This window comes from Enterobacter sp. 168J2 (genome assembly GCF_034107265.1).
Classification (GTDB): domain Bacteria; phylum Pseudomonadota; class Gammaproteobacteria; order Enterobacterales; family Enterobacteriaceae; genus Enterobacter; species Enterobacter nematophilus.
In genome coordinates this window covers 12,028-35,603 of record NZ_JAWNEB010000010.1, presented here as the reverse complement: position 1 = coordinate 35,603, position 23,576 = coordinate 12,028, and the positions used below count along the sequence as shown (strand labels likewise).

At 60.1% G+C, this 23,576-nt stretch carries 25 protein-coding genes; 5 read left to right on the top strand and 20 right to left on the bottom strand.

What is annotated here, in order from left to right; all coding sequences use genetic code 11:
* Positions 1–45: 45 nt before the first annotated feature.
* Positions 46–1,359: a glutamate/aspartate:proton symporter GltP gene (gene gltP / locus USG84_RS19790; protein WP_028015187.1), complete on the top strand. Its 1,314-nt coding sequence runs from the start codon at positions 46–48 to the stop codon at positions 1,357–1,359.
* Positions 1,360–1,412: 53 nt separating this feature from the next.
* On the opposite strand, the gene USG84_RS19785 is transcribed toward gltP, so the two are convergent.
* The 3 genes from USG84_RS19785 to fdhF all read right to left on the bottom strand — a co-directional run bounded on the left by USG84_RS19785 (position 1,413) and on the right by fdhF (position 4,830).
* Entirely contained in the window at positions 1,413–2,087 is a 675-nt protein-coding gene (locus tag USG84_RS19785) for a tetratricopeptide repeat protein (protein WP_151412712.1), read from the bottom strand.
* 121 nt (positions 2,088–2,208) lie between these two features.
* Entirely contained in the window at positions 2,209–2,361 is a 153-nt protein-coding gene (locus USG84_RS19780; RefSeq protein ID WP_151412713.1) for a Hok/Gef family protein, read from the bottom strand.
* A gap of 321 nt (positions 2,362–2,682) precedes the next feature.
* Positions 2,683–4,830, bottom strand: a complete 2,148-nt coding sequence (gene fdhF, locus USG84_RS19775; RefSeq protein WP_080442041.1) for a formate dehydrogenase subunit alpha — start codon at positions 4,828–4,830, stop codon at positions 2,683–2,685.
* 258 nt (positions 4,831–5,088) lie between these two features.
* On the opposite strand from fdhF, the gene USG84_RS19770 reads away from it, so the two are divergent.
* Positions 5,089–5,820, top strand: a complete 732-nt coding sequence (locus tag USG84_RS19770) for a response regulator (RefSeq protein WP_061099531.1) — start codon at positions 5,089–5,091, stop codon at positions 5,818–5,820.
* Here USG84_RS19770 and USG84_RS19765 read toward each other — a convergent pair.
* The 6 genes from USG84_RS19765 to USG84_RS19740 form a co-directional block, all read right to left on the bottom strand.
* Positions 5,817–6,821, bottom strand: coding sequence for a carbohydrate kinase family protein (locus tag USG84_RS19765; protein WP_151412714.1), 1,005 nt, complete (start codon positions 6,819–6,821; stop codon positions 5,817–5,819). The genes USG84_RS19770 and USG84_RS19765 overlap by 4 nt on opposite strands.
* A complete protein-coding gene (locus tag USG84_RS19760) occupies positions 6,821–7,681 on the bottom strand; it encodes a ketose 1,6-bisphosphate aldolase (protein WP_151412725.1) in 861 nt (286 codons plus the stop codon). The genes USG84_RS19765 and USG84_RS19760 overlap by 1 nt, the downstream gene beginning before the upstream one ends.
* A 10-nt stretch (positions 7,682–7,691) precedes the next feature.
* Positions 7,692–8,378, bottom strand: a complete 687-nt coding sequence (locus USG84_RS19755) for a D-lyxose/D-mannose family sugar isomerase (RefSeq protein ID WP_151412715.1) — start codon at positions 8,376–8,378, stop codon at positions 7,692–7,694.
* Positions 8,379–8,493: 115 nt separating this feature from the next.
* Positions 8,494–9,435, bottom strand: a complete 942-nt coding sequence (locus USG84_RS19750; RefSeq protein WP_028015197.1) for an ABC transporter substrate-binding protein — start codon at positions 9,433–9,435, stop codon at positions 8,494–8,496.
* Between the two features lie 30 nt (positions 9,436–9,465).
* The gene (locus tag USG84_RS19745) at positions 9,466–10,461 is read right to left on the bottom strand and encodes an ABC transporter permease subunit (RefSeq protein WP_023310077.1); all 996 of its coding nucleotides are present in this window, start codon (positions 10,459–10,461) and stop codon (positions 9,466–9,468) included.
* Positions 10,458–11,978: a sugar ABC transporter ATP-binding protein gene (locus USG84_RS19740; protein ID WP_028015199.1), complete on the bottom strand. Its 1,521-nt coding sequence runs from the start codon at positions 11,976–11,978 to the stop codon at positions 10,458–10,460. Before USG84_RS19740 ends, USG84_RS19745 begins: the two co-directional genes overlap by 4 nt.
* Positions 11,979–12,103: 125 nt before the next feature.
* Here USG84_RS19740 and USG84_RS19735 point away from each other — a divergent pair, with 125 nt between their 5' ends.
* The 3 genes from USG84_RS19735 (at position 12,104) to yjdP (ending at position 15,526) form a co-directional block, all read left to right on the top strand.
* Positions 12,104–14,377, top strand: coding sequence for an ATP-binding protein (locus tag USG84_RS19735; RefSeq protein WP_253540382.1), 2,274 nt, complete (start codon positions 12,104–12,106; stop codon positions 14,375–14,377).
* A gap of 123 nt (positions 14,378–14,500) precedes the next feature.
* Complete coding sequence (locus USG84_RS19730; RefSeq protein WP_151412716.1) at positions 14,501–15,133, top strand: GNAT family N-acetyltransferase; 633 nt, start codon at positions 14,501–14,503, stop codon at positions 15,131–15,133.
* Between the two features lie 69 nt (positions 15,134–15,202).
* Positions 15,203–15,526: a DDRRRQL repeat protein YjdP gene (yjdP, locus tag USG84_RS19725; RefSeq protein ID WP_028015201.1), complete on the top strand. Its 324-nt coding sequence runs from the start codon at positions 15,203–15,205 to the stop codon at positions 15,524–15,526.
* Positions 15,527–15,578: 52 nt separating this feature from the next.
* Here yjdP and phnP read toward each other — a convergent pair whose 3' ends face one another.
* From phnP to phnF, 11 genes are read right to left on the bottom strand one after another with little or no spacing between them, the layout of a single operon-like run.
* On the bottom strand, positions 15,579–16,337 hold the full coding sequence (phnP, locus tag USG84_RS19720) for a phosphonate metabolism protein PhnP (protein WP_151412717.1): 759 nt from the start codon (positions 16,335–16,337) through the stop codon (positions 15,579–15,581).
* A gap of 9 nt (positions 16,338–16,346) precedes the next feature.
* A complete protein-coding gene (gene phnO, locus USG84_RS19715) occupies positions 16,347–16,781 on the bottom strand; it encodes an aminoalkylphosphonate N-acetyltransferase (protein ID WP_061099526.1) in 435 nt (144 codons plus the stop codon).
* Positions 16,774–17,325, bottom strand: a complete 552-nt coding sequence (gene phnN, locus USG84_RS19710) for a ribose 1,5-bisphosphokinase (protein ID WP_151412718.1) — start codon at positions 17,323–17,325, stop codon at positions 16,774–16,776. Before phnN ends, phnO begins: the two co-directional genes overlap by 8 nt.
* Positions 17,322–18,458 (bottom strand): alpha-D-ribose 1-methylphosphonate 5-triphosphate diphosphatase, encoded by a 1,137-nt coding sequence (gene phnM / locus USG84_RS19705; RefSeq protein WP_320738433.1) that lies wholly within the window; start codon positions 18,456–18,458, stop codon positions 17,322–17,324. Before phnM ends, phnN begins: the two co-directional genes overlap by 4 nt.
* Positions 18,455–19,135: a phosphonate C-P lyase system protein PhnL gene (phnL, locus tag USG84_RS19700; RefSeq protein WP_253540388.1), complete on the bottom strand. Its 681-nt coding sequence runs from the start codon at positions 19,133–19,135 to the stop codon at positions 18,455–18,457. Before phnL ends, phnM begins: the two co-directional genes overlap by 4 nt.
* Before the next feature lie 9 nt (positions 19,136–19,144).
* The gene (gene phnK / locus USG84_RS19695) at positions 19,145–19,900 is read right to left on the bottom strand and encodes a phosphonate C-P lyase system protein PhnK (RefSeq protein WP_151412719.1); all 756 of its coding nucleotides are present in this window, start codon (positions 19,898–19,900) and stop codon (positions 19,145–19,147) included.
* On the bottom strand, positions 19,897–20,742 hold the full coding sequence (gene phnJ / locus USG84_RS19690) for an alpha-D-ribose 1-methylphosphonate 5-phosphate C-P-lyase PhnJ (RefSeq protein ID WP_061099522.1): 846 nt from the start codon (positions 20,740–20,742) through the stop codon (positions 19,897–19,899). The genes phnK and phnJ overlap by 4 nt, the downstream gene beginning before the upstream one ends.
* Complete coding sequence (locus tag USG84_RS19685) at positions 20,735–21,799, bottom strand: carbon-phosphorus lyase complex subunit PhnI (protein WP_253540391.1); 1,065 nt, start codon at positions 21,797–21,799, stop codon at positions 20,735–20,737. The genes phnJ and USG84_RS19685 overlap by 8 nt, the downstream gene beginning before the upstream one ends.
* Positions 21,799–22,383 (bottom strand): phosphonate C-P lyase system protein PhnH, encoded by a 585-nt coding sequence (gene phnH, locus USG84_RS19680; protein WP_151412720.1) that lies wholly within the window; start codon positions 22,381–22,383, stop codon positions 21,799–21,801. Before phnH ends, USG84_RS19685 begins: the two co-directional genes overlap by 1 nt.
* On the bottom strand, positions 22,380–22,832 hold the full coding sequence (phnG, locus tag USG84_RS19675; RefSeq protein ID WP_253540394.1) for a phosphonate C-P lyase system protein PhnG: 453 nt from the start codon (positions 22,830–22,832) through the stop codon (positions 22,380–22,382). The genes phnH and phnG overlap by 4 nt, the downstream gene beginning before the upstream one ends.
* On the bottom strand, positions 22,833–23,558 hold the full coding sequence (phnF, locus tag USG84_RS19670) for a phosphonate metabolism transcriptional regulator PhnF (RefSeq protein ID WP_061099518.1): 726 nt from the start codon (positions 23,556–23,558) through the stop codon (positions 22,833–22,835). It lies immediately after the preceding gene.
* Between the last annotated feature and the right edge of the window lie 18 nt (positions 23,559–23,576).

Below are 23,576 nucleotides of genomic sequence, written 5' to 3'. Positions count from 1 at the left end.
TGCAGTTTTGCTGGTACGGAGATTTCATTGAGGAAGTCAGTTTCTATGAAAAATTTAAAAGTCAGCCTGGCCTGGCAGATCCTGCTGGCCCTTGTGCTGGGCATCTTGCTGGGCAGTTATCTTCATTATCATAGCGACAGCCGCGAATGGCTGATTGCGAACCTGCTCTCTCCGGCAGGCGATATTTTTATTCATCTGATTAAGATGATTGTGGTGCCGATTGTGATCTCGACGCTGGTGGTCGGTATCGCGGGCGTCGGCGATGCGAAGCAGTTAGGCCGCATTGGCGCGAAAACTATTCTCTATTTCGAAGTGATCACCACGGTTGCGATTATCCTCGGCATTACGCTGGCGAACGTGTTCCAGCCGGGTTCCGGGATCGATATGTCGCAGCTGGCAACGGTGGATATTTCGAAATACCAAAGCACCACCGCTGACGTGCAGAGCCATTCCCACGGTCTGATGGGGACTATCCTGTCGCTGGTGCCGACCAACATCATAGCTTCCATGGCGAAAGGCGAGATGCTGCCGATCATCTTCTTCTCGGTGCTGTTTGGTCTGGGGCTTTCCTCCCTGCCGGCGACGCACCGCGAGCCGCTGGTCACCGTGTTCCGCTCTATCTCCGAAACCATGTTTAAAGTGACCCACATGGTGATGCGCTACGCGCCGGTTGGGGTGTTCGCGCTTATCGCTGTGACCGTGGCGAACTTCGGTTTTGCCTCCCTGTGGCCGCTGGCGAAGCTGGTGATTCTGGTGCACTTCGCGATCCTGTTCTTCGCGCTGGTGGTGCTGGGCATTGTGGCGCGCCTGTGCGGGCTGAGCATCTGGATCCTGATTCGTATCCTGAAGGATGAGCTGATTCTGGCGTACTCGACGGCAAGCTCCGAGAGCGTGCTGCCGCGCATTATTGAGAAAATGGAGGCCTACGGTGCTCCAGCGTCTATCACCAGCTTCGTGGTACCGACCGGCTACTCCTTTAACCTGGACGGTTCAACGCTGTACCAGAGTATCGCCGCTATCTTTATCGCGCAGCTGTACGGCATTGACCTGTCGCTGTGGCAGGAGATCGTGCTGGTGCTGACCCTGATGGTGACGTCTAAAGGTATCGCAGGCGTGCCGGGCGTCTCCTTCGTGGTGCTGCTGGCGACGCTTGGCAGCGTCGGTATTCCGCTGGAAGGTCTGGCATTTATTGCCGGTGTGGACCGTATCCTCGACATGGCGCGTACGGCGCTGAACGTGGTGGGTAACGCGCTGGCGGTGCTGGTTATCGCCAAGTGGGAACACAAATTCGACCGTAAAAAAGCGCTGGCGTATGAACGCGAGGTGCTGGGTCGTTTTGATAAAACGGCTGACCAGTGATGTAACGATTCTTCCCTCTCCCCTTTGGGGAGAGGGTTAGGGTGAGAGGGATTCTACTCCCCGCTCAACGCATCAAACTCTTCACACCCCGTATCAAACCCTTCCGTACAGCTCAGGTTCAACCAGTACAGCGCTTTCTGTTTATTGGGTGTGATAAAGCCTTTCTCACCCTGCTGGAACAGCATTCCTGCCCAGTATTCCGCATAGCCAGTACGTGACAGGGACGAGCTGCGCTTAAACCATGACGCCGCCTGTACGTCATCCTGCGCCACTTCTATGCCGTTGGCATAAATCAGCCCCAGCAGCAGCTGCGCATCGACCGCCGAGTCGTTGTCGATATCTTCGGTCGCCGTTTGCAGGAGCTTGATGGCCTGAGGATAGTCGGTTTTACCCGCCTGCGTATTCACCAGAATGCGCGCCAGCATAATCGTGCCGCGCTTGCTGCCGGCGATGGTGGCCTGCTGCGCCAGCGCTTTAGCCTGCGCGTAATCCCCCTGCGTAAAAAGGATCTGCGAGAGTAATCCCATGGCGTCGACATCACCGCCTTTCGCGGCTTTCTCGGCCCACAGCGCGGCCTGCTTTCTGTCACCGGAGCTGAAGTACGTATCGGCGAGATAATACTGGGCGCGGGCATCGCCGGCTTCCGCCTGCTTCTGGTACTGGCTGCCTATCTCATCCGCGCGGGCGAACGACGTAAAAAATAATAACAACAGAAAAATGGCTTTCATGGATTCTTATCATCTGGGTACACGCCGCGCAGTATAATCGCGGTAGCAAAAGAAAAAAATGGGTGCATTAAGACCTCAGCATCCTACAAGCCGGGCGGAACCGTGATTCCGCCCGTAGAGGTTAGCCTGCCAAGCAGGCTAATTTCGCCGCCACCTCCTGATGTTCACTCTTTATTGAAAACTCGCAGAGTCTACCGCGAGTAATAAAGGTAAAAATCACTATCGTCAGGCAGATAATAAAGACGATGCCTAACGCAGCTTTTAATGGCGTCATGCCTTTTACTCCTTGTCAAAAAAAGAATAAGAGGCTACTCTCAACCTGTTGGTAGTTGAGGGGTAGCCTCGGGTGAATGAAAATTTCCCGGGGCTTTCCACTTTCTGTCCCTCAACAATGCTCAAGACAGAAAGTCTTAAGCACCCGCCGCACATCTTATCTCTCTGAATTAAAATGCAAAGATGTAATTCTGTTCTGCGCGAATTACATTATTTTTGCGAGCCGCTTTCCAGAATAATAATTGATATTTTTAATGTTTTAAGCGGAAATAAAAAGGGAGTGAATAAATCACTCCCTTTATTCAACGATCAATTAACGGCTTCAACCCATTGCGCTTTCACGCAGCCGTGCTTTCAGCTTGTTATATTCGTCGATCACATACTGTTCCGCCGCGTGCTGATCCGCAATCGGCTCCACGTTGACGGCGCAGTATTTATACTCCGGCGTTTTGGTTATCGGGCTTAGGTTCTCCGTCACCAGCTCGTTACAGGCACCAATCCACCACTGGTAGGTCATATAGACCGCCCCTTTGTTTGGACGGTCGCTGACCTGCGCGCGGGTAATGATGCGGCCCTTGCGAGAATTCACCCACACCAGCGCTTCATCCTCAATGCCGAGGCGCTCCGCGTCGGCGGTGTTGATCTGCGCGTAGCCCGGTTCGTCCGCCAGCGCCGCCAGCGCGGCACAGTTGCCGGTCATTGAACGGCAGGAGTAGTGGCCCACTTCACGCACGGTAGAGAGCACCATCGGATACTCGTCGGTGAGCTTGTCGATCGGCGCGACCCAGTCGCAGGTGAAGAACTGCGCCAGCCCGTTCGGGGTGTCGAACTTCTCTGCGAAGAGGTACGACGTGCCCCGATCGGCCTCCGACTCGTCCCGGCACGGCCACTGGATGTAGCCCAGCTCACCCATTTTTTCATAGGTTGCCCCGTAGAAGTCCGGACACAGGTGCCGCAGCTCGTCCCAGATCTCCTGGGTATTGTTGTAGTGCATCGGGTAACCCATGCGGGTGGCGATTTCGCTGATGATCTGCCAGTCCGTTTTCAGATCCCACTTCGGTTCGACCGCCTTAAAGAAGCGCTGGAAGCCGCGGTCCGCCGCCGTGTAGACGCCCTCATGCTCGCCCCAGGAGGTCGACGGGAGAATCACATCCGCCGCCGCCGCGGTTTTGGTCATGAAGATATCCTGGACAATTACCAGCTCCAGATCCTCAAAGCCTTTGCGCACCGCAGACAGCTCGGCGTCGGTCTGGAGCGGATCTTCACCCATGATGTAGGCCGCACGTACTTCACCGTGCGCCGCGCGGTGCGGTAGCTCGCTGATGCGATAGCCGGTGTGTGCCGGCAGGCTCTCCACGCCCCAGGCCTTCGCGAACTTCTCGCGGTTTTCCGGGAACTTCACGTACTGGTAGCCCGGATAGGTATCCGGCAGCGCGCCCATATCGCAGGCACCCTGGACGTTATTCTGGCCGCGAACCGGGTTAACGCCGACGTGCGCCTTGCCCAGATTCCCCGTAAGCATCGCGAGGCTGGTCAGGGAACGCACGGTTTCCACGCCCTGGTAGAACTGGGTCACGCCCATGCCCCACAGGATGGCGGCGGTTTTCGCCCCGGCATACATCCGCGCCGCCTGGCGGATCTCCTGCGCGCTCACGCCGGTGATCGCTTCTACCGACTCCGGCGTATAGCCTTCGACGATTTTCCGATATTCTTCAAAGCCTTCCGTACGGCTCGCGACAAACGCCTGGTCGTACAGGTTCTCCTCAATAATGACGTGCCCCATCGCATTCAACAGCGCGATGTTCGAACCGTTTTTCAGCGCGATGTGCATATCCGCAATGCGCGCGGTTTCGATTTTGCGCGGATCGCAGACGATGATTTTCGCCCCGTTCTGTTTAGCGCGAATAACGTGATTCGCGACGATAGGGTGAGAATCCGCCGGGTTATAGCCAAAGATGAACACCAGATCGGTGTTATCTATCTCGTTGATGGCATTACTCATTGCGCCGTTACCGACCGACTGGTGCAGACCTGCAACCGATGGGCCGTGTCAGACGCGAGCGCAGCAGTCGACGTTATTGGTTCCAATAACGGCGCGCGCGAATTTTTGCATCACATAGTTGGTTTCATTCCCGGTCCCGCGTGAGGAGCCGGTGGTCTGAATGGCATCCGGGCCATACTTGGCCTTAATGGCGCCGAGGCGCGTGGCGACGTAGTCCAGCGCCTCGTTCCAGGAGACGGCTTCCAGCTTGCCGCCGCGCTCGCGGCGGATCATAGGGGTTTTCAGGCGCGGGGTGAGGATTTGGGTATCGTTAATAAAATCCCAGCCGTAGTACCCTTTCAGGCACAGCGTGCCCTGGTTGGTTTTCCCCTGCGCGGCCTCCGCCCGGACGATTTTGCCGTTATCGACCACCAGGTGGATCTTGCAACCTGAGGCACAATAAGGGCAAACCGTGACGACTTTTTTCATCAGTCTGCTCCAGTTAATCAAATCTTTCGCACCGACTAATGCAGCTTCTATGCCATGTTTTTAATGTGGTTACTTCAGGGCTTGATGGGCGATTTTCTGGCGAAACCCCTGACGAAAGGCCGACAATCGTCAAAATTGACGTGTCGAATGGGCAGCGGATGTGACATGGGTTGAATTTCCGTCATGGAAAAAACCATTTCACTGGAGCCGACGGCAGAATGGTTCAGACTTAACATAATCCCCTGACGGAAGCATATGATGAAACCGGCGATACTGGTGGTTGATGACGATATGGCAGTCTGCGAACTGCTGCAGGACGTGCTGAGCGAGCACGTCTTCAGCGTGCTTGTCTGCCATAACGGTCAGGATGCGCTGCGGCAGGTCCAGCAGGAGCCGGCTATCGCGCTTGTGCTGCTGGATATGATGCTGCCGGATATCAACGGATTACAGGTTTTGCTGCAGCTGCAAAAGCAGCGCCCGGCGCTGCCGGTGATCATGTTAACCGGGCTGGGCAGTGAATCAGACGTGGTGGTGGGGCTGGAGATGGGGGCCGACGATTATATTGGCAAACCGTTTAATCCTCGCGTGGTGGTGGCCCGCGTAAAAGCCGTGCTGCGACGTACCGGGGCGCTGGCGGCAGAAACGCCGATGCCGCGCGCGGCGGGGATAACCTTTAACGACTGGACGCTGGATACCACCCGCTGTGAACTGATTGATCCGCAGCGTAACGTCGTGCCACTGACTCAGGGTGAATATGGCCTGCTGCTGGCGCTCACGCAGAGTGCCCGTCGGGTACTGAGCCGCGAGCAGCTCCTTGAGCTCACCCACAGCGAAAGTACCGAGGTGTTCGACCGCACGATTGACGTGTTGATCATGCGCCTGCGCCGGAAAATTGAAGCTAACCCGCATCAGCCTGCGCTTATCAAAACCATACGCGGGCTGGGCTACGTTTTTGCAGCCGATGTGTCCCATAGCGAGAAAGCGGCCTAAGTATTCTCTTTAATAAACAGCTGCAGTTCGGCCAGCGTTTTCGCGCCGTCAATCGCATTGGCCGCCAGCAGGCTGGCCCGCGCGCAGGCGTGCGCCAGATAAATGCTCTCCGTTAGCGACAGCGATTCATGGCAGCCGTATAAAAAGCCCGCGCAAAAGGCGTCGCCCGCGCCGACGCTGCCGATAATCTCGTTCTGCTCCAGCCTCCACGACGGAACCCATTTGCCTGCTTCTCCCGGGGCTTCACCCCATGCCCCTTCGGGGCAGTGAATCACCACCCGCTGGCGAACGCCTGCCGCCAGCAGCTGCGCGGCGGCATCGGCGATATGGGCCATGTTCAGCGCGTCACTGTCGTTGCGCATCTCAAGCCCGCTAAACTCCCCGGCTTCCAGCTCGTTAATCACCAGATAATCAAGATGGCGCAGGGCAGGGAAGACCAGCGGCTGATAGCGCGGGTCGCCCTTGCGGGACACCAGATCGAGCGACGTTTCATACCCTTGCTCGCGCATCTGCGCCAGCAGCCGCGCGCTGCGGGTGCCAAATTCGTCATCGGCCATATCCAGGCTGTCGAGCAGCAGCAGATAGCCGAGATGGAAGATCTTCATCGATCCGTCGAGACGATCGAAGGCGGGAAGATCCAGCAGGCGGTTGGCGCCCGGCGAGTGGAAAAAGGTGCGCTGTCCGCTGGGATCGGTCATCACCTGCGACATGGAGGTCGGGGCGAAGGTGGTGCGCTGCACCCGCTGGCGGTTAACGTGATACTGGTCGAGCATCGCCAGAATGTAATCCCCGTCGCCGTCTTCCCCAATCAGCCCCACCGCCTGTAGCGGCAGGCCAGCGTGCATTTTCGCCAGCGTCAGCAGCACGTTCAGCGGCGCGCCGCCGGTGGAGCGTTCGCTGTGGGTGATTTCCGCCAGCCAGCCGCGCTCCGGCCACTGCACGATCTGGTGGACGTGATCCACCAGCATGTTGCCTGCGGCGATGATGCCTTTGCGTTCCATTATGCCTGCCCCGCGCTGCCGAAGATGCGCATCTGTTCGGCGACCGTATCGGTTATCGCCTCTTCTATCCCCAGCAGCAGTTCGGCAAACTCGTCATAGAGCGGCTGGCGGTTCGCCATGCGCAGCTCGACGGCAGCGAGCGCGGCCTGCGACATGCCGGTGTAGAAGTTGATTTTATGAATGCCCAGCTCGATGGCGCGGCGGAAATCGGCATCGCTAATCCCGGATCCGCCGTGCAGCACCAGCGGCAGCCCCGTCTGCTGACGAATGGCGTCCAGGCGCGGGAAATCGAGCTTCGGTTCGCCTTTGTATTTCCCGTGTGCGTTACCGATGGCAACGGCCAGCGCGTCGATGCCGGTCTTATCGACAAACTCCCGCGCCAGCTGCGGGTCGGTAAAGAACGCTTCATCCGCATGCCCGTAAAGAGCGCCGCCTTCATCCCCGCCTACCGCGCCCAGCTCCGCCTCTACCGAGACGCCCACCGCGTGGCACATCTTCACCACTTCCCGGGTCTGGCGAATGTTCTCCTCGTAGCTCAGCGTCGAGCCGTCGAACATCACCGAGCTAAACCCCAGGCGCAGAGCGCGCACCACCGCCTCGAAATGCAGGCCGTGGTCGAGATTCAGCACCACGGGAATATCGTGACGGGCGGCTTCGAACTTAACCGCTTCGACAAGCGAATCCAGGGACACATACTTAAAGTGCACTTCGGCGATGTTGATGATAAACGGCGAGCGTTCCTGCTTTGCGGCGGCAAACAGCGCGCGCAGAAAATGGGAGTCGAGCACGTTAAACGCGCCCAGCGCGTAGCGATGTTTCCTGGCGTGCTCAAGACCGTCGGCAAGAGAAATCAGTGGCATCATTCACTCCTTATCTCTGAAACAGGTTGTACTCGTTGCACAGCACCAGCACCGCCGGTTCGTCTTCTTCAATGTTGTTATAGCGGGCAATGGGCTGTAAAAAGTGGTTGTCGTGCTCGTCGTCATTCACCGACGACACTTCGCCCACCAGCACGTCGCCGAAGCCGCGTTCGCCCCAGAAGCTGTGGTACAGGCCGGGCGTCAGGCAGATGCTTTCCCCTGGCGTGAGGCGCAGCTGGCTGCCGGGCGCGTGGGTTTGCCGACAGCCGTCAATCGTGACGGTCACGTCGGTGTTTTCGGTCTCCTCATGCATCCCGGCATTCCACAACTCAATAATCAGATTCCCGCCGCCCCGGTTGATGATGTCTTCCCGCTTGCGCCAGTGAAAATGCATCGGCGTCACCTGGCCGTCGCGAACGTGCATGATTTTTTCGGCGTAGCATTTCTCATACGGTGCGCCGTTCGGCGAGCCGTTGCGCAGGGTAAACAGCGTCAGGCCCTGGGTGGCAAAGCTGTTGCCGCCGAACGCCGTCACGTCCCAGCCGAGCTTGAGGTCAAATACTTCCTGCCACGCAGCCCGATCGAGCTGCTGCCATTTGGTTGGCGGAAAGCTGGCAAACGGCGGGAGATGCACGTCGTGCATGGAAAAAAACTGCCGCGTGTGGCCGAGAATTTCATTGATGTCGGAGCGTTTCATGGGGACTCCTGGCATTATGTGCAAAACGTACCCCTCACCCTAACCCTCTCCCCAAAGGGGAGAGGGAACGTGAACACCCTCTCCCCTTTGGGGAGAGGGCCGGGGTGAGGGGGGGCTATTTAACCGTCCACCCCTTATACGTGCCGACGTTCTTTTTATCGATCATCGTCACCGGGATCAGCACAGGCTCTTTTGGCGCAGGTTTGCCCTGCAGAATGTCATAGCCGATCTCCACCGCCTTCGCCGCCATCACCTGCGGATCCTGCGCCGGGGTCGCGACGAACAGGGAGTTTTCGCGCTTCAGCGCCTCTTCACCGTCCGGGGAACCGTCCACGCCGACGATAAAGAACTCGTTGCGCTGGGCCTGTTTCGCCGCCAGATCGGCGCCGATCGCCGTCGGATCGTTAATTGCGAATACGCCGTCGATCTTCGGATTAGCCGCCAGCAGAGAGGTCATCACTTCCAGCCCGCCTTCACGACTGCCTTTGGCGTTCTGGTTGTCCGAGAGCACCTTGATGTCCGGATGTTTTTTGAATTCCGTCTGGCAGCCTTCCACGCGGTTCTGCACCGCAGAGACCGGCGGTCCGTTGATGATCACCACGTTGCCTTTGCCTTTCAGGCGGTCGGTAATGTACTTACAGGCCATTTCCCCCGCCTGGGTGTTATCGGAGGTAATGGTCGCATCGGCCCCTTCCGCCGCCACGTCGACCGCCACAACCACGATCCCCGCCTCTTTAGCGCGCTTCACCGCCGGGCCGATCCCTTTGGAGTCCGCGGCGTTGAGGATGATCATGTCCACCTTCGCGGCGATGAAGTTATCGATCTGCGACACCTGCTGTCCCAGATCGTAACCGCTGGAGACCAGCGTCACCTTGACGTTATCGCCAGCCAGCTTGCGCGCTTCCAGCTCGGCACCTTTGGTGATCTGCACGAAGAACGGGTTAGCCAGGTCGCCCACCGTCACGCCGATGGACTTCAGATCTTTTGCCTGCGCAAACGGCGTTGCGGCCAGCAGCGCGCCAGCACAGAGCGCGGTCACTAAGGGTTTCAAACGCATCTTGTCTTCCTCGCTTGTAGGGTATTGTTGTTATGCACTTTGATGGTGTCGGGTACGGTATTTGTCTATCAGCACCGCTATGATGATCACCGCCCCTTTGATCACCAGCTGCCAGAAGTAGGAGACGCCCATCAGCGTCATGCCGTTGTTGAGGGTGGCGATGATCAGCGCCCCCACCAGCGTGCCGGTGATCGTGCCGATCCCGCCGACGAAGCTGGTGCCGCCGAGGATCACCGCCGCAATCGCATCCAGCTCATATCCCGTGCCGAGGTTGCCGTTAGCGCTGTAGAGGCGCGAGGCGCTCATCACCCCGCCGAGGCCGGAGAGCAGGCCGCTCATGCCGTAGACAAACAGCAGCACCAGCCAGACCTTGATGCCGGTTAAGCGCGCCGCCTGCATGTTGCCGCCGACCGCGTAGATATGAACGCCGAGCGTGGTGCGGCGCAGGATAAACCAGCACACCGCAATTACCGCCAGGGCAATGACCACCAGCCACGGAATGGGGCCGAGATAGTTATTGCCGATCCACTCGAAGCTGATGTTGGAGTTAATGACCGTGGTGCCGTCCGCCAGCAGGTAGGCCGCGCCGCGCAGCGCCGTATAGGTGCCGAGCGTGACGATAAACGGCGGCAGCCCGGCGAAGGCCACCAGCGCGCCGTTGAACAGCCCCAGCACCATGCCGAGCATCAGCGCCGCCGGAATGGAGAGCATCGCGAATTCAGGGATAAGCGAGACCACCATCGCCGCCACCGCCGTGGTGCCCAGAATCGAGCCCACGGAGAGGTCAATCCCGCCGGTCAGGATGATGAAGGTCATCCCGGCCGCCAGCACGATGTTGATCGACGCCTGACGGGTAATGTTGAGCAGGTTGCTTTCGGTAAAGAAGTTCGGGGCGATAAAGCCAAACACCGCCACAATCAGGATTAAAATCGGCAAAATGCCGACCGTTTGCATCAGATCGCTCATCAGCATTTTTTTGGCGGAGGCGGATTTCGCCACCTGCTGCGGATGGGTTGGAGTTGTCATGATTGCACCGCCTGATGATGTGTGTCGTTTACGCCGGTTGCCAGCGTCATAATGTTTTCCTGAGAGATGTCGCGCCCGTGAAGCTCGCCCGCGATGCTGCCTTCCCGCATCACGTACACCCGGTCGCTCATCCCCACCACTTCCGGCAGCTCGCTGGAGATCATCAGAATCGCCACCCCCTTGCGCGCCATCTGGTTCATGATGCGGTAGATCTCGCTTTTGGCGCCGACGTCCACGCCGCGCGTGGGTTCGTCGAGAATCAGAATGCGCGGGCCAATCGCCACCCAGCGGGAGATCAGCAGCTTCTGCTGGTTGCCGCCGGAGAGCCCGCCCGCGCGCACCTGAGAATGCGGCACGCGGATGTTGAGCAGGGCGATAGCGTCGTCGGAAATGGACTGGGCTTTTTTGCGGTTAAGCATGCCAAAGGTGGCGTCGCGCTCCAGCGTCGCCATGGTGATGTTCTCCTGCGCCGCCAGCTCCAGAAACAGCCCCTGCTCCTTGCGGTTCTCGGTAAGAAAACCGATGCCGTTTTCAATGGCCGCGCGCGGGGAGTGGATCACCACCGGCTCGCCGTCCACCTCAATCATGCCGCCCGTGGCCTTGCGCACGCCGAAGATCAGCTGCGCCAGCTCGGAACGCCCGGCCCCGACCAGCCCCGCCAGCCCGACGATTTCGCCGGAGCGCACCTGCAGGCTGCACGGCTGTACTTTTTTACCGTCGGTGAGGTGGTGTACGTTGAGACGCGGGCTACCGAGAGGGATATCTCGCTCTTTGTTGAACAGATCGCTGAGCGGGCGGCCCACCATCATTTTCACCAGCTCGGAGGCGTTGAGCTTGTCGCGCGTCAGGCTGCCGACGTACTGCCCGTCGCGCAGAACGCTGACGCGGTCTGAAAGTTCATACACTTCCGCCATGCGGTGGCTGATATAGATAATCGCCATGCCCTCATCGCGCAGGCGCAAAATCAGTTCGAACAGGCGGTGGGTTTCGCGGGAGGAGAGGGCGGCGGTGGGTTCGTCCATCACCAGGATGCGGCTGTTGCGGTGCAGCGCGCGGGCGATTTCCACCTGCTGCTGCTCGGCGATGGTCAGCTTCATCACCAGGTCGGTGGCGCTGAACTGCGCGCCGAGACGGTCAATCACCGCCTGCGCCTGGGCGGCCATCTCCTTGCGCTGCACCAGCCCCCCGCGCGACAGCTCGCTGCCGAGGAAGATATTTTCGGCCACGGTCAGATTGGGGGCGAGCTGCATCTCCTGGTAAATCAGTGTGATGCCTGCGGCCAGCGCGTCCTTCGGACCTTTAATGTGAAACGGCTGACCGTCGATCAGGATCTCGCCGCCTGTGGCGGTATAGGCCCCCGCGAGGATCTTCATCAGCGTGCTTTTTCCCGCGCCGTTTTCCCCCATCAGCGCGTGGATCTCACCGGGGAAGACCGTCAAATCCACGCCCTTGAGCGCGTGGAAATTGCCAAAGGTTTTGGCAATGTGGCGCATCTCTAAAACCGGGGTTCTGCTCATGGCGGATCTCCTGTGAACGTCGATATCTGCACTTCATCACAGGTGCGTAAATGCAAAATGTCAGAAGCTGTTCATATTTGTCATAGTTATGAATAGCGAATGTGGATCACAGTTACGGAGTCAACATGTCTTCACGCCCCCCGTTCTTCGCCAGCGCCCGCGGCCGCCTGCTGATTTTCAATCTGCTGGTGGTCGCCGTTACGCTGATGGTGAGCGGCGTGGCGGTGCTCGGCTTTCGTCACGCCAGCCAGATTCAGGAGCAGGTGCAGCAGCAAACGCTGGACGACATGACCGGCAGCATGAACCTCGCGCGCGACACGGCCAACGTCGCAACGGCGGCGGTGCGGCTTTCGCAGGTGGTGGGGGCACTGGAGTACAAAGGCGAGGCCGAGCGGCTGAAGCAGATGCAAACGGCGCTGCGCCGCTCGCTGGAACAGCTTGCCGATGCCCCGCTGGCGCAGCAGGAGCCGGCGCTGGTGGCGCGGATTATTCGCAGAAGCAATGAATTACAGCAAAGCGTAACGGAGATGCTGGAGCGCGGGCAAAAGCGGCATCTTGAGCGTAACGCGCTGCTGAGCTCGCTCTATCAAAGCCAGAGCTATTTACGCCATCTGCAGGACATCAACCGCCGCTTCGGCAGCAACGTGCCTGACGCGCGGCAGCTGATGGAGATGGATCGGCTGATCGTGGCCGCCATTGATACGCCTTCGCCGCGCGCGACCATTCAGCAGCTGGACGCTGTGACCGCCGCGCTGCCACGGAGCGCCATACAGCCGGTCGTGGAGGGCGTTCTGCCCGATTTTAACGCCGAGCTGCGCAAGCTTGCCCCGCTGTCGAAGCAGCTGGAGGAGAGCGATCTGTCCATCAGCTGGTATATGTTCCACATCAAGGCGCTGGTGGCGATCCTTAATAGCGATATTAATCAGTACGTTGAGCAGGTGGCGCAGGCCTCCCGGCTTCGCACGGCCCAGAGCCATCACGAGCTGCAATCCATCAGCGTGTTTATCAGCATCTTCGCCGTGCTGGCGCTGGTTATCACCGGCTGCGCCTGCTGGTATATATACCGCAATCTGGGCTCCAACCTGACGGCCATCTCCCGGGCGATGTCGCGACTTGCCCACGGTGAACAGGATGTGTCGGTGCCCGCCCTTCAGCGGCGCGACGAGCTGGGCGAGCTGGCGCGCGCGTTTAACGTATTCGCCCGCAACACCGCCTCGCTTGAACACACCACGCGTCTGCTGAAAGAGAAAACCACGCAGATGGAGATCGACCGCATCGAGCGTCAGGGGCTGGAAGAGGCGCTGCTGCACAGCCAGAAGATGAAGGCCGTCGGACAGCTGACCGGCGGACTGGCGCATGATTTTAACAACCTGCTGGCGGTGATTATCGGCAGCCTCGAGCTTACCGACCCTGAATCAAACGACGCGCCGCGCATTACCCGTGCGCTGAAGGCGGCCGAACGCGGCGCGCTGCTGACCCAGCGCCTGCTGGCGTTTTCCCGCAAACAGTCCCTGACGCCGCATGCGGTAGAGATGCTGCCCCTGCTGGAAAACCTCCGTGAACTGATGCGCCACTCGCTGCCCGCCACGCTTACCCTGGAGATTGAAGCGCAAACCCCGGCATGGCCCGCGTGGATTGATGTCAGCCAGCTGGAAAATGCCATTATCAACCTGGTGATGAACGCCCGGGATGCGATGGAAGGCCAGAGCGGGGCGATCAAAATTCGCACCTGGAACCAGCGCGTGACCCGCAGCGACGGACGCAGGCAGGATATGGTGGCGCTGGAGGTCATCGACCGCGGCAGCGGGATGTCGCAGGAGGTGAAGTCCCGGGTTTTTGAACCGTTTTTCACCACCAAGCAGACCGGAAGCGGCAGCGGGCTGGGCCTGTCGATGGTGTACGGTTTTGTGCGTCAGTCCGGGGGGCGGGTAGAGATCGAAAGCGCGCCGGGACAGGGAACGACCGTGCGGCTGCACCTCCCGCGCTCGACGCTGCCCGCCGTTTCGGAGGATGTAGCGCTGGCTGCCACAACGTCCGTGGATAACGAGCGGCTCGTACTGGTGCTGGAAGATGAGGCGGACGTTCGTCAGACCCTGTGCGAACAGCTGCATCAGCTTGGCTACCTGACGCTCGAAGCGGACAGCGGCGAACAGGCCCTGAGCATGCTGGCGGCGTCGCCGGATATTGGCATGTTTATCAGCGACCTGATGTTGCCCGGAAGCCTGAGCGGGGCTGAGGTGATTAACCATGTGCGCAGTCATTATCCGCAGCTTCCGGTGCTGCTGATTAGCGGGCAGGATTTGCGCCCGGCGCATAACCCGCAGCTGCCGGACGTTCAGTTGTTGCGTAAGCCGTTTACCCGCCAGCAGCTGGCGCAGGCGCTGCGGAAGGTCTGTTGATAAGCGGTAAATTTAGGAATTCATCAAGAGCCTGCGTGAACCGGGTGATGCTAATCTGCGCAAAATTTAGCAGATTGGGATATAAAGGGAACTATGCCGGTACTCACAAGAGGGGACTCACATATGATCGTGATGCCTACAACATACAGCCCCAGGACGGTTGCAAGGTCATTTAAGCTCGTTGATGAATTTGAACTCTCCGGGCGGGTGTTACATGTCATTTTTGATAGCCTGACGCCAAGGGCTGCGATTATTGAAGCAGATGTCGAAACTTTTGATGGTGTGCCCAGACATCGGGTAGTTGCTGCCCTGGATTTGCAACGTAAAACGCATTTGGGTGAAGACATTATTGCCGTAGAGCGCTGCTGGGAAGATGCCAACGTTATTCAGGTAGAAGGGATATGCGTTGATCCTGCCGAGCGTGATAAGGGACTGGCAACCCGCCTGTATGAAGCCCTGGTATTACAATGTGGCGTTACGCTTGTCAGCGATTTTGAGCAATATGAAGGCGGCAAGATGCTTTGGCAGAAAATAGCCCGCGAATCAGACCAAATTGCGGTATTTGTACTTGATACCGAGCAGGGGGCATTTTGGCCGTATGACGGTAGCAAAGTTATTTATGATGGAGGCTGTATTCCTGAAGATCGTATCTGGAGCCATTCACCGGATCAAAAATGTTATGGCATCGTTCTGGTTGCAGAAAATAAACGCCGAGCGAATCAGCTAATGGAAGAGTCCGCTCGCAACAGAATTTGAGATTCCTCCGCTACCCCGGTTCCCAGCCATTCATTACCGTAAGGCCAGTTCCCCTGCGAGTCTGGCCTTATGAAACGTTACTCTACCGTCCTGTTATTTGGTCTGCTGACTTTAACCAGCCAACTGGCGCATGCCGATGTGATTGATGACGCCATTGGCAACATTCAGCAGGCGATCAACGATGCCTATAACCCAAGCAGCAGCCGTAATGATGATGACGACGATCGTTACGACCGCAGCCGTCAAATCGACAGCCGACAGTACGACGACCGTCGTCGGCAGCTTGAAGACAGACGCCGCCGCTTAGACGAGCGTCAGCGCCAGCTGGATGACGACAGGCGTCGGTTAGAAGAGGATGAGCGCCGGTTAGAGGATGATTACGATCGAGGCTAAGTGCGGCCTGTTGCCTTCACCCCAACCCTCTCCCACGGGAGAGGAAGAAAACCTAATCCAGCACCAGCACCATCCCGTCATACCCTGCCTCAATGCCGTCCGGCAGCGGGTTATCCATCATCCACACGTCAAACTGATGGCTGATGTGGGTCAGGATCACCTGCGGGCAGCCAATCACCTCGTTCAGCGCAACCACGGTATTTAAATCACAATGGTTGCGCGGGGTCTCGTCGCGCGGTTCATGGCTGCAGTCGATGATTATCGCCTGTGGCTGATTGTTGAGCAGAAACGTCACCGTTTTATCCGGCAGCCCGGCGGTATCAGAGAGCCACGCCACGCGGCTGTGGGCGGATTCCAGCAGATAGCCAAACGTGAGCTTCGAGTGGTTGAGCGGCAGCGGCGTGACCCGCAGCCCCTGCAGTTCAAACATCACGAACGGCTCGACCGTGTGGCTGAAATCCAGAATGCCGGGGTGTTTGAACAGGTCGTCACAGCCCGCTTCATCCGGCGGACCGTAGACCGGGATGGTTGCGCCCACGCCCCAGCGCAGGGGGAAGAGCCCCTGGACGTGATCCATATGGTAGTGCGTGAGCAAAAACTGCTGGAAGCTGCCCGCCGGCCAGTCGTCCATCAGGTGCGGAATGCCCGCATCCAGAAGGGTGACCGCGTCGTTGAATTTGACCACCGCGCTGCAGGGGCGACGGCGATAGTTGTCCTGCAGGCGCGCCCGGCGGCAGGCCGCGCAGTCGCAGCCAAAGACCGGCACGAGCTGTGCGCTTCCGGTTCCCGTTAACGTGATGGTCAGACTCATCGTGCACCTCTACAGCGGTTTGGTGAATCGAAAATGGCTCTGCGTATATCCCTCACGAACGTAAAAACGGTGCGCGTCCGTGCGCTTCACGCTGGTGGAGAGCTCGGTCAACTCCGCGCCCGCCTCTCGTGCTACCTCTTCCGCCCAGGCCAGTAGCTGGCTGCCCACCTTTAGCCCGCGCGCCTGCGGCATCACCACCAGCTCCTGGATCTCGCCGATCCAGCGGGCGTGATGCAGGTGAAACTGCATGTGCAGGCCGATCATGCCGACGACCTGTCCGTCCAGCTCGGCAAGCTGGTAGCGCATGTTGTGATCCTGCAGATTGGCAAGATAGCCGGCGTGAAACGCCTGATGGTCAAATTCACACTGCTTAAGCTCGCAGATCAGAGCGTAAACGATCGGCGCATCGTCGGCGGTGGCGGGGCGAAGCGGGCAGTCAGGCATGCTGTTTCTCCTTCTGGCGTATCAGCGATAAAAAGGTCTCGACTGACTGTAGCAAACTTCCGTCGTTATTGAGGACGTGGCAGCCCGACGGCGTGTAGCGCGCCGCGCGCTCGAGGCGCTGGTCTATCTCACGCGCATTTTCCCGCCCCCGGCTTTGTAGTCGGCTGCGCAGAACGTCCTGAGAAACCTGCAGGCAGACCGGCAGCAGCGCCGCTTCGTACCGGGCTTTTGCCTGCGGCAGATGCGCGCGCGAGCCGTTGACGAGCACGTCGAAGCCCGCGTGCAGCCAGAGGTCAATCTCAATGCCCACGCCATAATAAAAGCCGTTGGCGTGCCAGCTCAGCGCCAGCAGGTTTTGCCCGGCGCGGGTAAAAAATTCCTGCTCGCTCAGGGCGATATGGTTTTCACTTCCGGCGTTCGCCGCGCGGGTAATGTAGCGGTGCGCCACCAGCAGCTGTGAATGTTCCCGCTGCCGTAACGCCGAGAGCAGGCTGTCCTTACCGGAGCCGGACGGTCCCATTAACCAGATGAGTCTTCCCATCAGAACACCCTTTTTCCCTGACGCCAGACGTGGTCGATATGAACGTGCTCGCCCTTGCGGTGGGCGAGCACCAGATCTGCCCGTTTGCCTTCGGCAATCTCACCGCGGTCGTGAAGATTGAGCGCGCTGGCCGGGTTTTTGGTCACCAGTCGAATTGCCTGCGGCAGCGTAAAGCGGTTGTCCTCGTCGTCCGCTACCCGGAACGCCGCATCCAGCAGGCTGGCGGGGTAGTAGTCAGACGAGAGGATATCCAGCAGGCCGAGGGAAGCGAGTTTGCTTGCCGCCACGTTGCCGGAGTGCGATCCGCCGCGCACGATGTTCGGTGCGCCCATCAGCACGTTCATGCCGTGCTGGCGCGACGCTTCCGCCGCTTCAAACGTGGTGGGAAATTCGGCGATCACGCTGCCAAGCTGGTGGGATTCGCGCACGTGATCGTGGGTGGCGTCGTCATGGCTGGCCAGCGCGATATTCCTGTCCCGGCACATTGCGGCAATCTTAAGGCGGTTGGGCTGCGACCACTGGGCCGCAAGCTGAAGCTGCTCTTCTTCGTAGCGCGCCATCTCCGCGTCGTTGAGCGAGTATTTGCCCTGATAGTATTCACGATACTTTTCAATGTTGGCGAACTGGCGCTGCCCCGGCGAGTGGTCCATCAGGGAGACCAGCGAGACCGGCTCGCGCCCGACCAGCTTTTCAAACAGCGGTAGCGTGGTGTGGTGCGGCAGCTCGCAGCGCAGGTGCAGACGGTGTTCGGCGCGGTTGAGGCCGCGCTTTTGCGTCTCCTCCACGGCGTTGATCATCTTCTCCAGATTCTCCAGGCGATCGCCTCCGTCGCGCACGTCGCCGATTGCTACCGCGTCCAGCACCGTAGTAATGCCGCTGGCGACCATCAGCGCGTCGTGGCTGCTCATCGCCGAATGGGCGGGCCAGTCCACCTTCGGTCGCGGGGTGAAGAATTTGTCCAGATTATCGGTATGCAGCTCAATCAGCCCCGGCAGCAGCCAGCCGCCGTCGCCGTCCATTGCTTCAGGGGAACGGCTTTGGGTTTCGGCAAAGGCGCGGATGACGCCGTCATGGGTTTCAACCGAACCCTTCACAACCTCATTTTCCAGCACCAGCCTGACGTTATTGATAATCATGCGTTTGTCCCCATCGGGTGCAGCCTGTCCGCCACGCGGCTGCGAACGGCGTCGTCGTGGAAGATCCCGACGATCGCCGCGCCCCGTGCTTTGGCCTGTTCGATCAGCGCTATCACCGCTGCGCTGTTTTTAGCGTCGAGCGAGGCGGTGGGTTCATCCAGCAGTAAAATCGGATAGTCGACGATAAACCCGCGCGCGATGTTCACGCGCTGCTGCTCGCCGCCGGAAAAGGTCGACGGGGCGAGGTGCCACAGACGCTCCGGCACGTTGAGGCGCGTCAGCAGGCTGGCGGCCCTGGCGGCGCAGGTTTCGCGCGGCACGCCAAGATCCAGCAGGGGCTGCATCACCACGTCCAGGGCGGAGATCCGCGGGATCACCCGCAGGAACTGGCTCACCCAGCCGATCGTCGAGCGGCGCACTTCCAGCACCTTGCGCGCCGGGGCCTGAACCAGATCGACCCATTCATCATTGTGGCGGATGCGGATGTGCCCTTGGTCCGGCAGGTAGTTGGCGTACAGGGAGCGCAGCAGGGTCGATTTACCGCTGCCGGAGTGGCCGTGTAGCACCACGCATTCGCCCTGATTCACCTCTAACGAGGCGTTTTGCAGCACCGGCAGGCGCACGCCGTTTTGCTGATGGAGCACAAAGGTCTTACTGACGTTTTCTACGCGGATCATGTTGGCCTCTTAATTCTGTAAAACCGAGGACACCAGCAGCTGGGTGTACGGATGATGCGGGTCGTCGAGCACGCGGTCGGTTAACCCACTTTCCACCACCTGACCCTGCTTCATCACCAGCAGGCGGTCCGCCAGCAGGCGCGCAACGCCTAAATCGTGGGTGACAATTACCACGGCGAGGTTCAGTTCCACCACCACGCCGCGCAGCAGGTCGAGCAGGCGGGCCTGCACGGAGACGTCCAGCCCGCCGGTGGGTTCATCCATAAAGACCAGCTTCGGATGGGTGACCAGGTTGCGGGCAATCTGCAGACGCTGCTGCATGCCGCCGGAAAAGGTGGTCGGCAGGTCGTCGATGCGCGAGGCGGGGATTTCCACCTCCTCCAGCCAGTGCTGCGCCGTGGCGCGGATGTTGCCGTAGTGCCGCGCGCCGGTGGCCATCAGCCGTTCGCCAATATTGCCTCCCGCCGACACCTGGCGGCGCAGGCCGTCCATCGGATGCTGATGCACCACGCCCCACTCGGTGCGCAGCAGGCGGCGGCGCTCGGCCTCGCTTATGCCGTAGAGGGAGCGTCCCTGATACAGGATCTCGCCGTGTTGCGGCGTCAGGCGCGCGGAGATGGACTTCAGCAGGGTAGTTTTGCCGGAGCCGGACTCGCCGACAATTCCCAGCACTTCGCCCGGCCACAGCTCGAACGACACGTCGCTGAAGCCTTTTCCCGGCGCATAAAGATGGGTCAGGTTATTAACCGAAAGCAGCGGTTTCATTGGTCGTTCGCCTCGCTCTGTTGGCGGCAGTAATCGGTGTCGGAGCAGACAAACATCCGTTTGCCCGTGTCGTCCAGCACCACTTCATCCAGATAGCTGTGTCTGGAGCCGCAGATGGCGCACGGCTCGTCCCACTCCTGCACCGTAAACGGGTGATCGTCGAAATCCAGGCTTTCGACGCGGGTGTAGGGCGGCACGGCGTAGATGCGTTTTTCACGTCCGGCACCAAAGAGCTGCAGGGCAGGCATCATGTCCATCTTCGGGTTGTCGAATTTAGGGATTGGCGACGGGTCCATCACGTAGCGCCCGTTGACCTTCACCGGATAGGCGTAGGTGGTGGCGATATGGCCGAAACGGGCGATATCTTCATACAGTTTGACCTGCATGATCCCGTACTCTTCCAGCGCGTGCATGGTGCGGGTCTCGGTTTCGCGAGGCTCGATAAAGCGCAGCGGCTCCGGGATCGGCACCTGGAAAATCAGAATCTGATCTTCCGTCAGCGGGGTTTCCGGGATGCGGTGGCGGGTCTGGATCAGCGTCGCGTCTTCGGTTTTTTCGGTGGTATTGACGCCCGTTACGCGCTTAAAGAAGTTGCGGATCGACACGGCGTTAGTGGTGTCGTCCGCGCCCTGGTCGATGACCTTCAGCACGTCCGCTTCGCCTATCACGCTGGCGGTCAGCTGGATGCCGCCCGTGCCCCAGCCGTAGGGCATCGGCATTTCGCGCCCGCCGAACGGCACCTGATAGCCCGGAATAGCCACCGCTTTTAAGATAGCGCGGCGGATCATGCGTTTGGTTTGCTCGTCCAGATAGGCAAAGTTGTAGCCGCTTAAGTTAGCCATTGGCGCGCTCCCGTTGCAGGCGTTTCAGCAGTTCCAGTTCGGCCTGGAAATCGACGTAGTGCGGCAGCTTGAGGTGCGAGACAAAGCCTGCAGCCTCGACGTTATCCGCGTGGGCCAGCACGAACTCTTCGTCCTGCGCCGGGCCAGCAATGTGCTCGCCGTACTCCGGCGCCTGCAGTGCGCGGTCAACCAGCGCCATCGCCATCGCCTTGCGCTCGCCGAGGCCAAACACCAGCCCGTAGCCGCGGGTAAAATGCGGATCTTCATTCTCCGGCGCGACGAAGCCGTTGACCATTTCGCACTCGGTCATCAGCAGTTCGCCGACGTTCACCGCAAAACCCAGCTCCTCCGGCACGATTTCAACGTCGATATAGCCGCTGCGGATCTCTGCCGCGAACGGGTGGTTGCGCCCGTAGCCGCGCTGGGTGGAGTAGGCCAGCGCCAGCAGATAGCCTTCGTCGCCGCGCATCAGCTGCTGCAGGCGGGACGAGCGCGAGCACGGGTAAACCGGCGGCGTGCGGGTGACGTCGTCCGGCGTGGCTCCCGTGTCCTCTTCCGCCTTCGCCAGCCCCTGGTGTGCCAGCAGGCTAAAGACGTGCGGAGACGGTTCTTGTTCGGCGTCTGAAGTGCCGAGCGCTGGGGCTTCGCCGTTCGCCAGCAGGGTGAAGTCCAGCAGGCGATGGGTGTAATCGTAGGTAGGGCCAAGCAGCTGGCCGCCGGGAATATCTTTATAAACGGCAGAAATGCGGCGCTCCAGGCGCATCTCCGCCGTGTTCACCGGCTCGCTGACCGCCAGGCGGGGAACGGTAGTGCGCCAGGCGCGCAGCAGAAAGATGGCTTCCACGTTGTCGCCGCTGGCCTGCTTCAGCGCCAGCGCTGCAAGCTCGCGGTCGGCAACGCCGCCCTCAGTCATCACGCGGTCAACCGCGAGGTTAAGCTGCTGCTCAATCTGGGCGACGCTCAGCTCGGGAAGCTGTTCATCGCCCCGTCGTCTGTGCTCCTGCAAGGCATGGGCGGCGGCGATGGCCTTTTCGCCCCCTTTGACGGCTACGTACATCAGCACACCTCCACGTGGGTGGTTCGCGGGATCGCCAGCAGGCGCTCGCCGCAGGTCAGGATCAGGTCAATGCCCAGCGGGAACGGGTGCGGGCGCTCGGTCAGCTCGTGAATGATGCACTCCGGCAGCTGCGGCGCGACCATGCGCTCGTCGGCGATGCCTGCGCCCGTCAGGCGCAGCATGCGGCCGCCGCTCAGGCTGGAGACCTGCAAAATTAGCGTGGCGCTGGTCTCCGGGGCGACGGCAGTGCCTTCGCTCAGGGCGTTAAGCTGCTCGTGGCTAATCTGCTCGTCGGCCACGGCAAACACCGCCTGCTGCGGCTGTTCGACCAGCGGAGCGCTGGTGTGGAAACGCAGGTTCTGGCTGGCAATATCGTTCGACAGGGCGCCTGACAGCCATACCGGGGTATCGTTGTCCGCCAGCGTCAGCAGCACGCTGGTGGAGGCGAGGTTCAGCGGCAGCCAGCCCTGAGAGAGCTGGTGCAGGGAGACAATCACGCCCGGCTCGCTCATGGCCTTCAGCAGGCGACGAAAACTTTGTTGGGCATCCTGGACGGCCAGGGTAAAAGCAGGTTGAAGCGTCATGCGTTATCTCCGCGAACGAGCGTAAAGAAGTCGACCCGGCTGGTGTTCACTTCGGCCTGACGTGCGGCAAGCCGTGCGGCGCGGTCGGCTTCCAGCGGGGCAATAAGGGTTTCCATTAACGTCTGGAAATGCGGTGGTTCCTGCAAAAGGGCGTCGATTACCGCGCAGCGCTCGGCGTGCGCTTTATCGCGACCCAGCACGTAGCTGTAGCCCAGCGTGCCGCTGTTCAGGCGGATAGCCGCGCGGGTGAGGGTGGCATCGCCCGCGAAAAAGCGCTCGCCGGTGCCGCCCATCCGGGCCTGAATTTGTACCAGACCGATTTCCGGTGCGCGGATAGTGTCGTAGTCAGGCGTCAGGCCCAGTGCGTTCATGCGCTCACGCAGGGCGGCAGGCTGGCTGTGGGCCAGCACGCGCATCCAGCGCTGTCGGGTGGAGGTGTCGACGTGCATTCAGTGCTCCATGGTGAATTCAATCATGTCGGCGCGGGTCAGGCTGACGGAGTATTCCGTCGCGTTGATCTCACCGTCACGGTGGTTAAGGGTACGCACGCAGAGCAGCGGGGCCATGTTGGGAATTTCCAGCACTTTGCTCTCTTTCGCCTGCGCGCGGCGGGCGCTGATGCGTGTCTGGGTGCGCTTGAGGGCGATGCCCGTGGCGTCCTGAAGAAAGTCGTGCAGGGAACCGCTGGCAAAGTTTTGCAGCACAGGCCAGAGGGCCAGGTCCGCGAAGTAGTGGTCAATCTGGCACACCGCCACGCCGTTGACCCGGCGCAACGTGCGCAGGTGAATGACGTTATCGCCCTCCTGAATCCCCAGCGCGTCCGCCACGTGGCTGGAGGCCGGGCGCAGGACCGAGAGCAGCTTTTCGCTGGTCGGGTGGCTGCCCTGATCCAGCAGGTTCTGGCTAAAGCGCGCCTGGGCGTTAAGCGGGTAGTCGAACGGGCGCATCAGCACCAGCACGCCGACGCCCTGACGGCGCTGGACCCAGCCGCGCTCGACCAGCTGGTCAATGGCGCGGCGTAGCGTATGGCGGTTCACCTCGTAGCGGTCGGCAAGCTGCTGCTCGGCGGGCAGGTAGTCACCGCAGCGGTAGTGCGTGCGCAGCTCCACTTCGAGCTTTGCCGCAATCTCTTGCCAGCGGGTGGGGTAACTGGTCGGATGTCTGGATAAGTGCATACAAATCAAAGCCTCGCT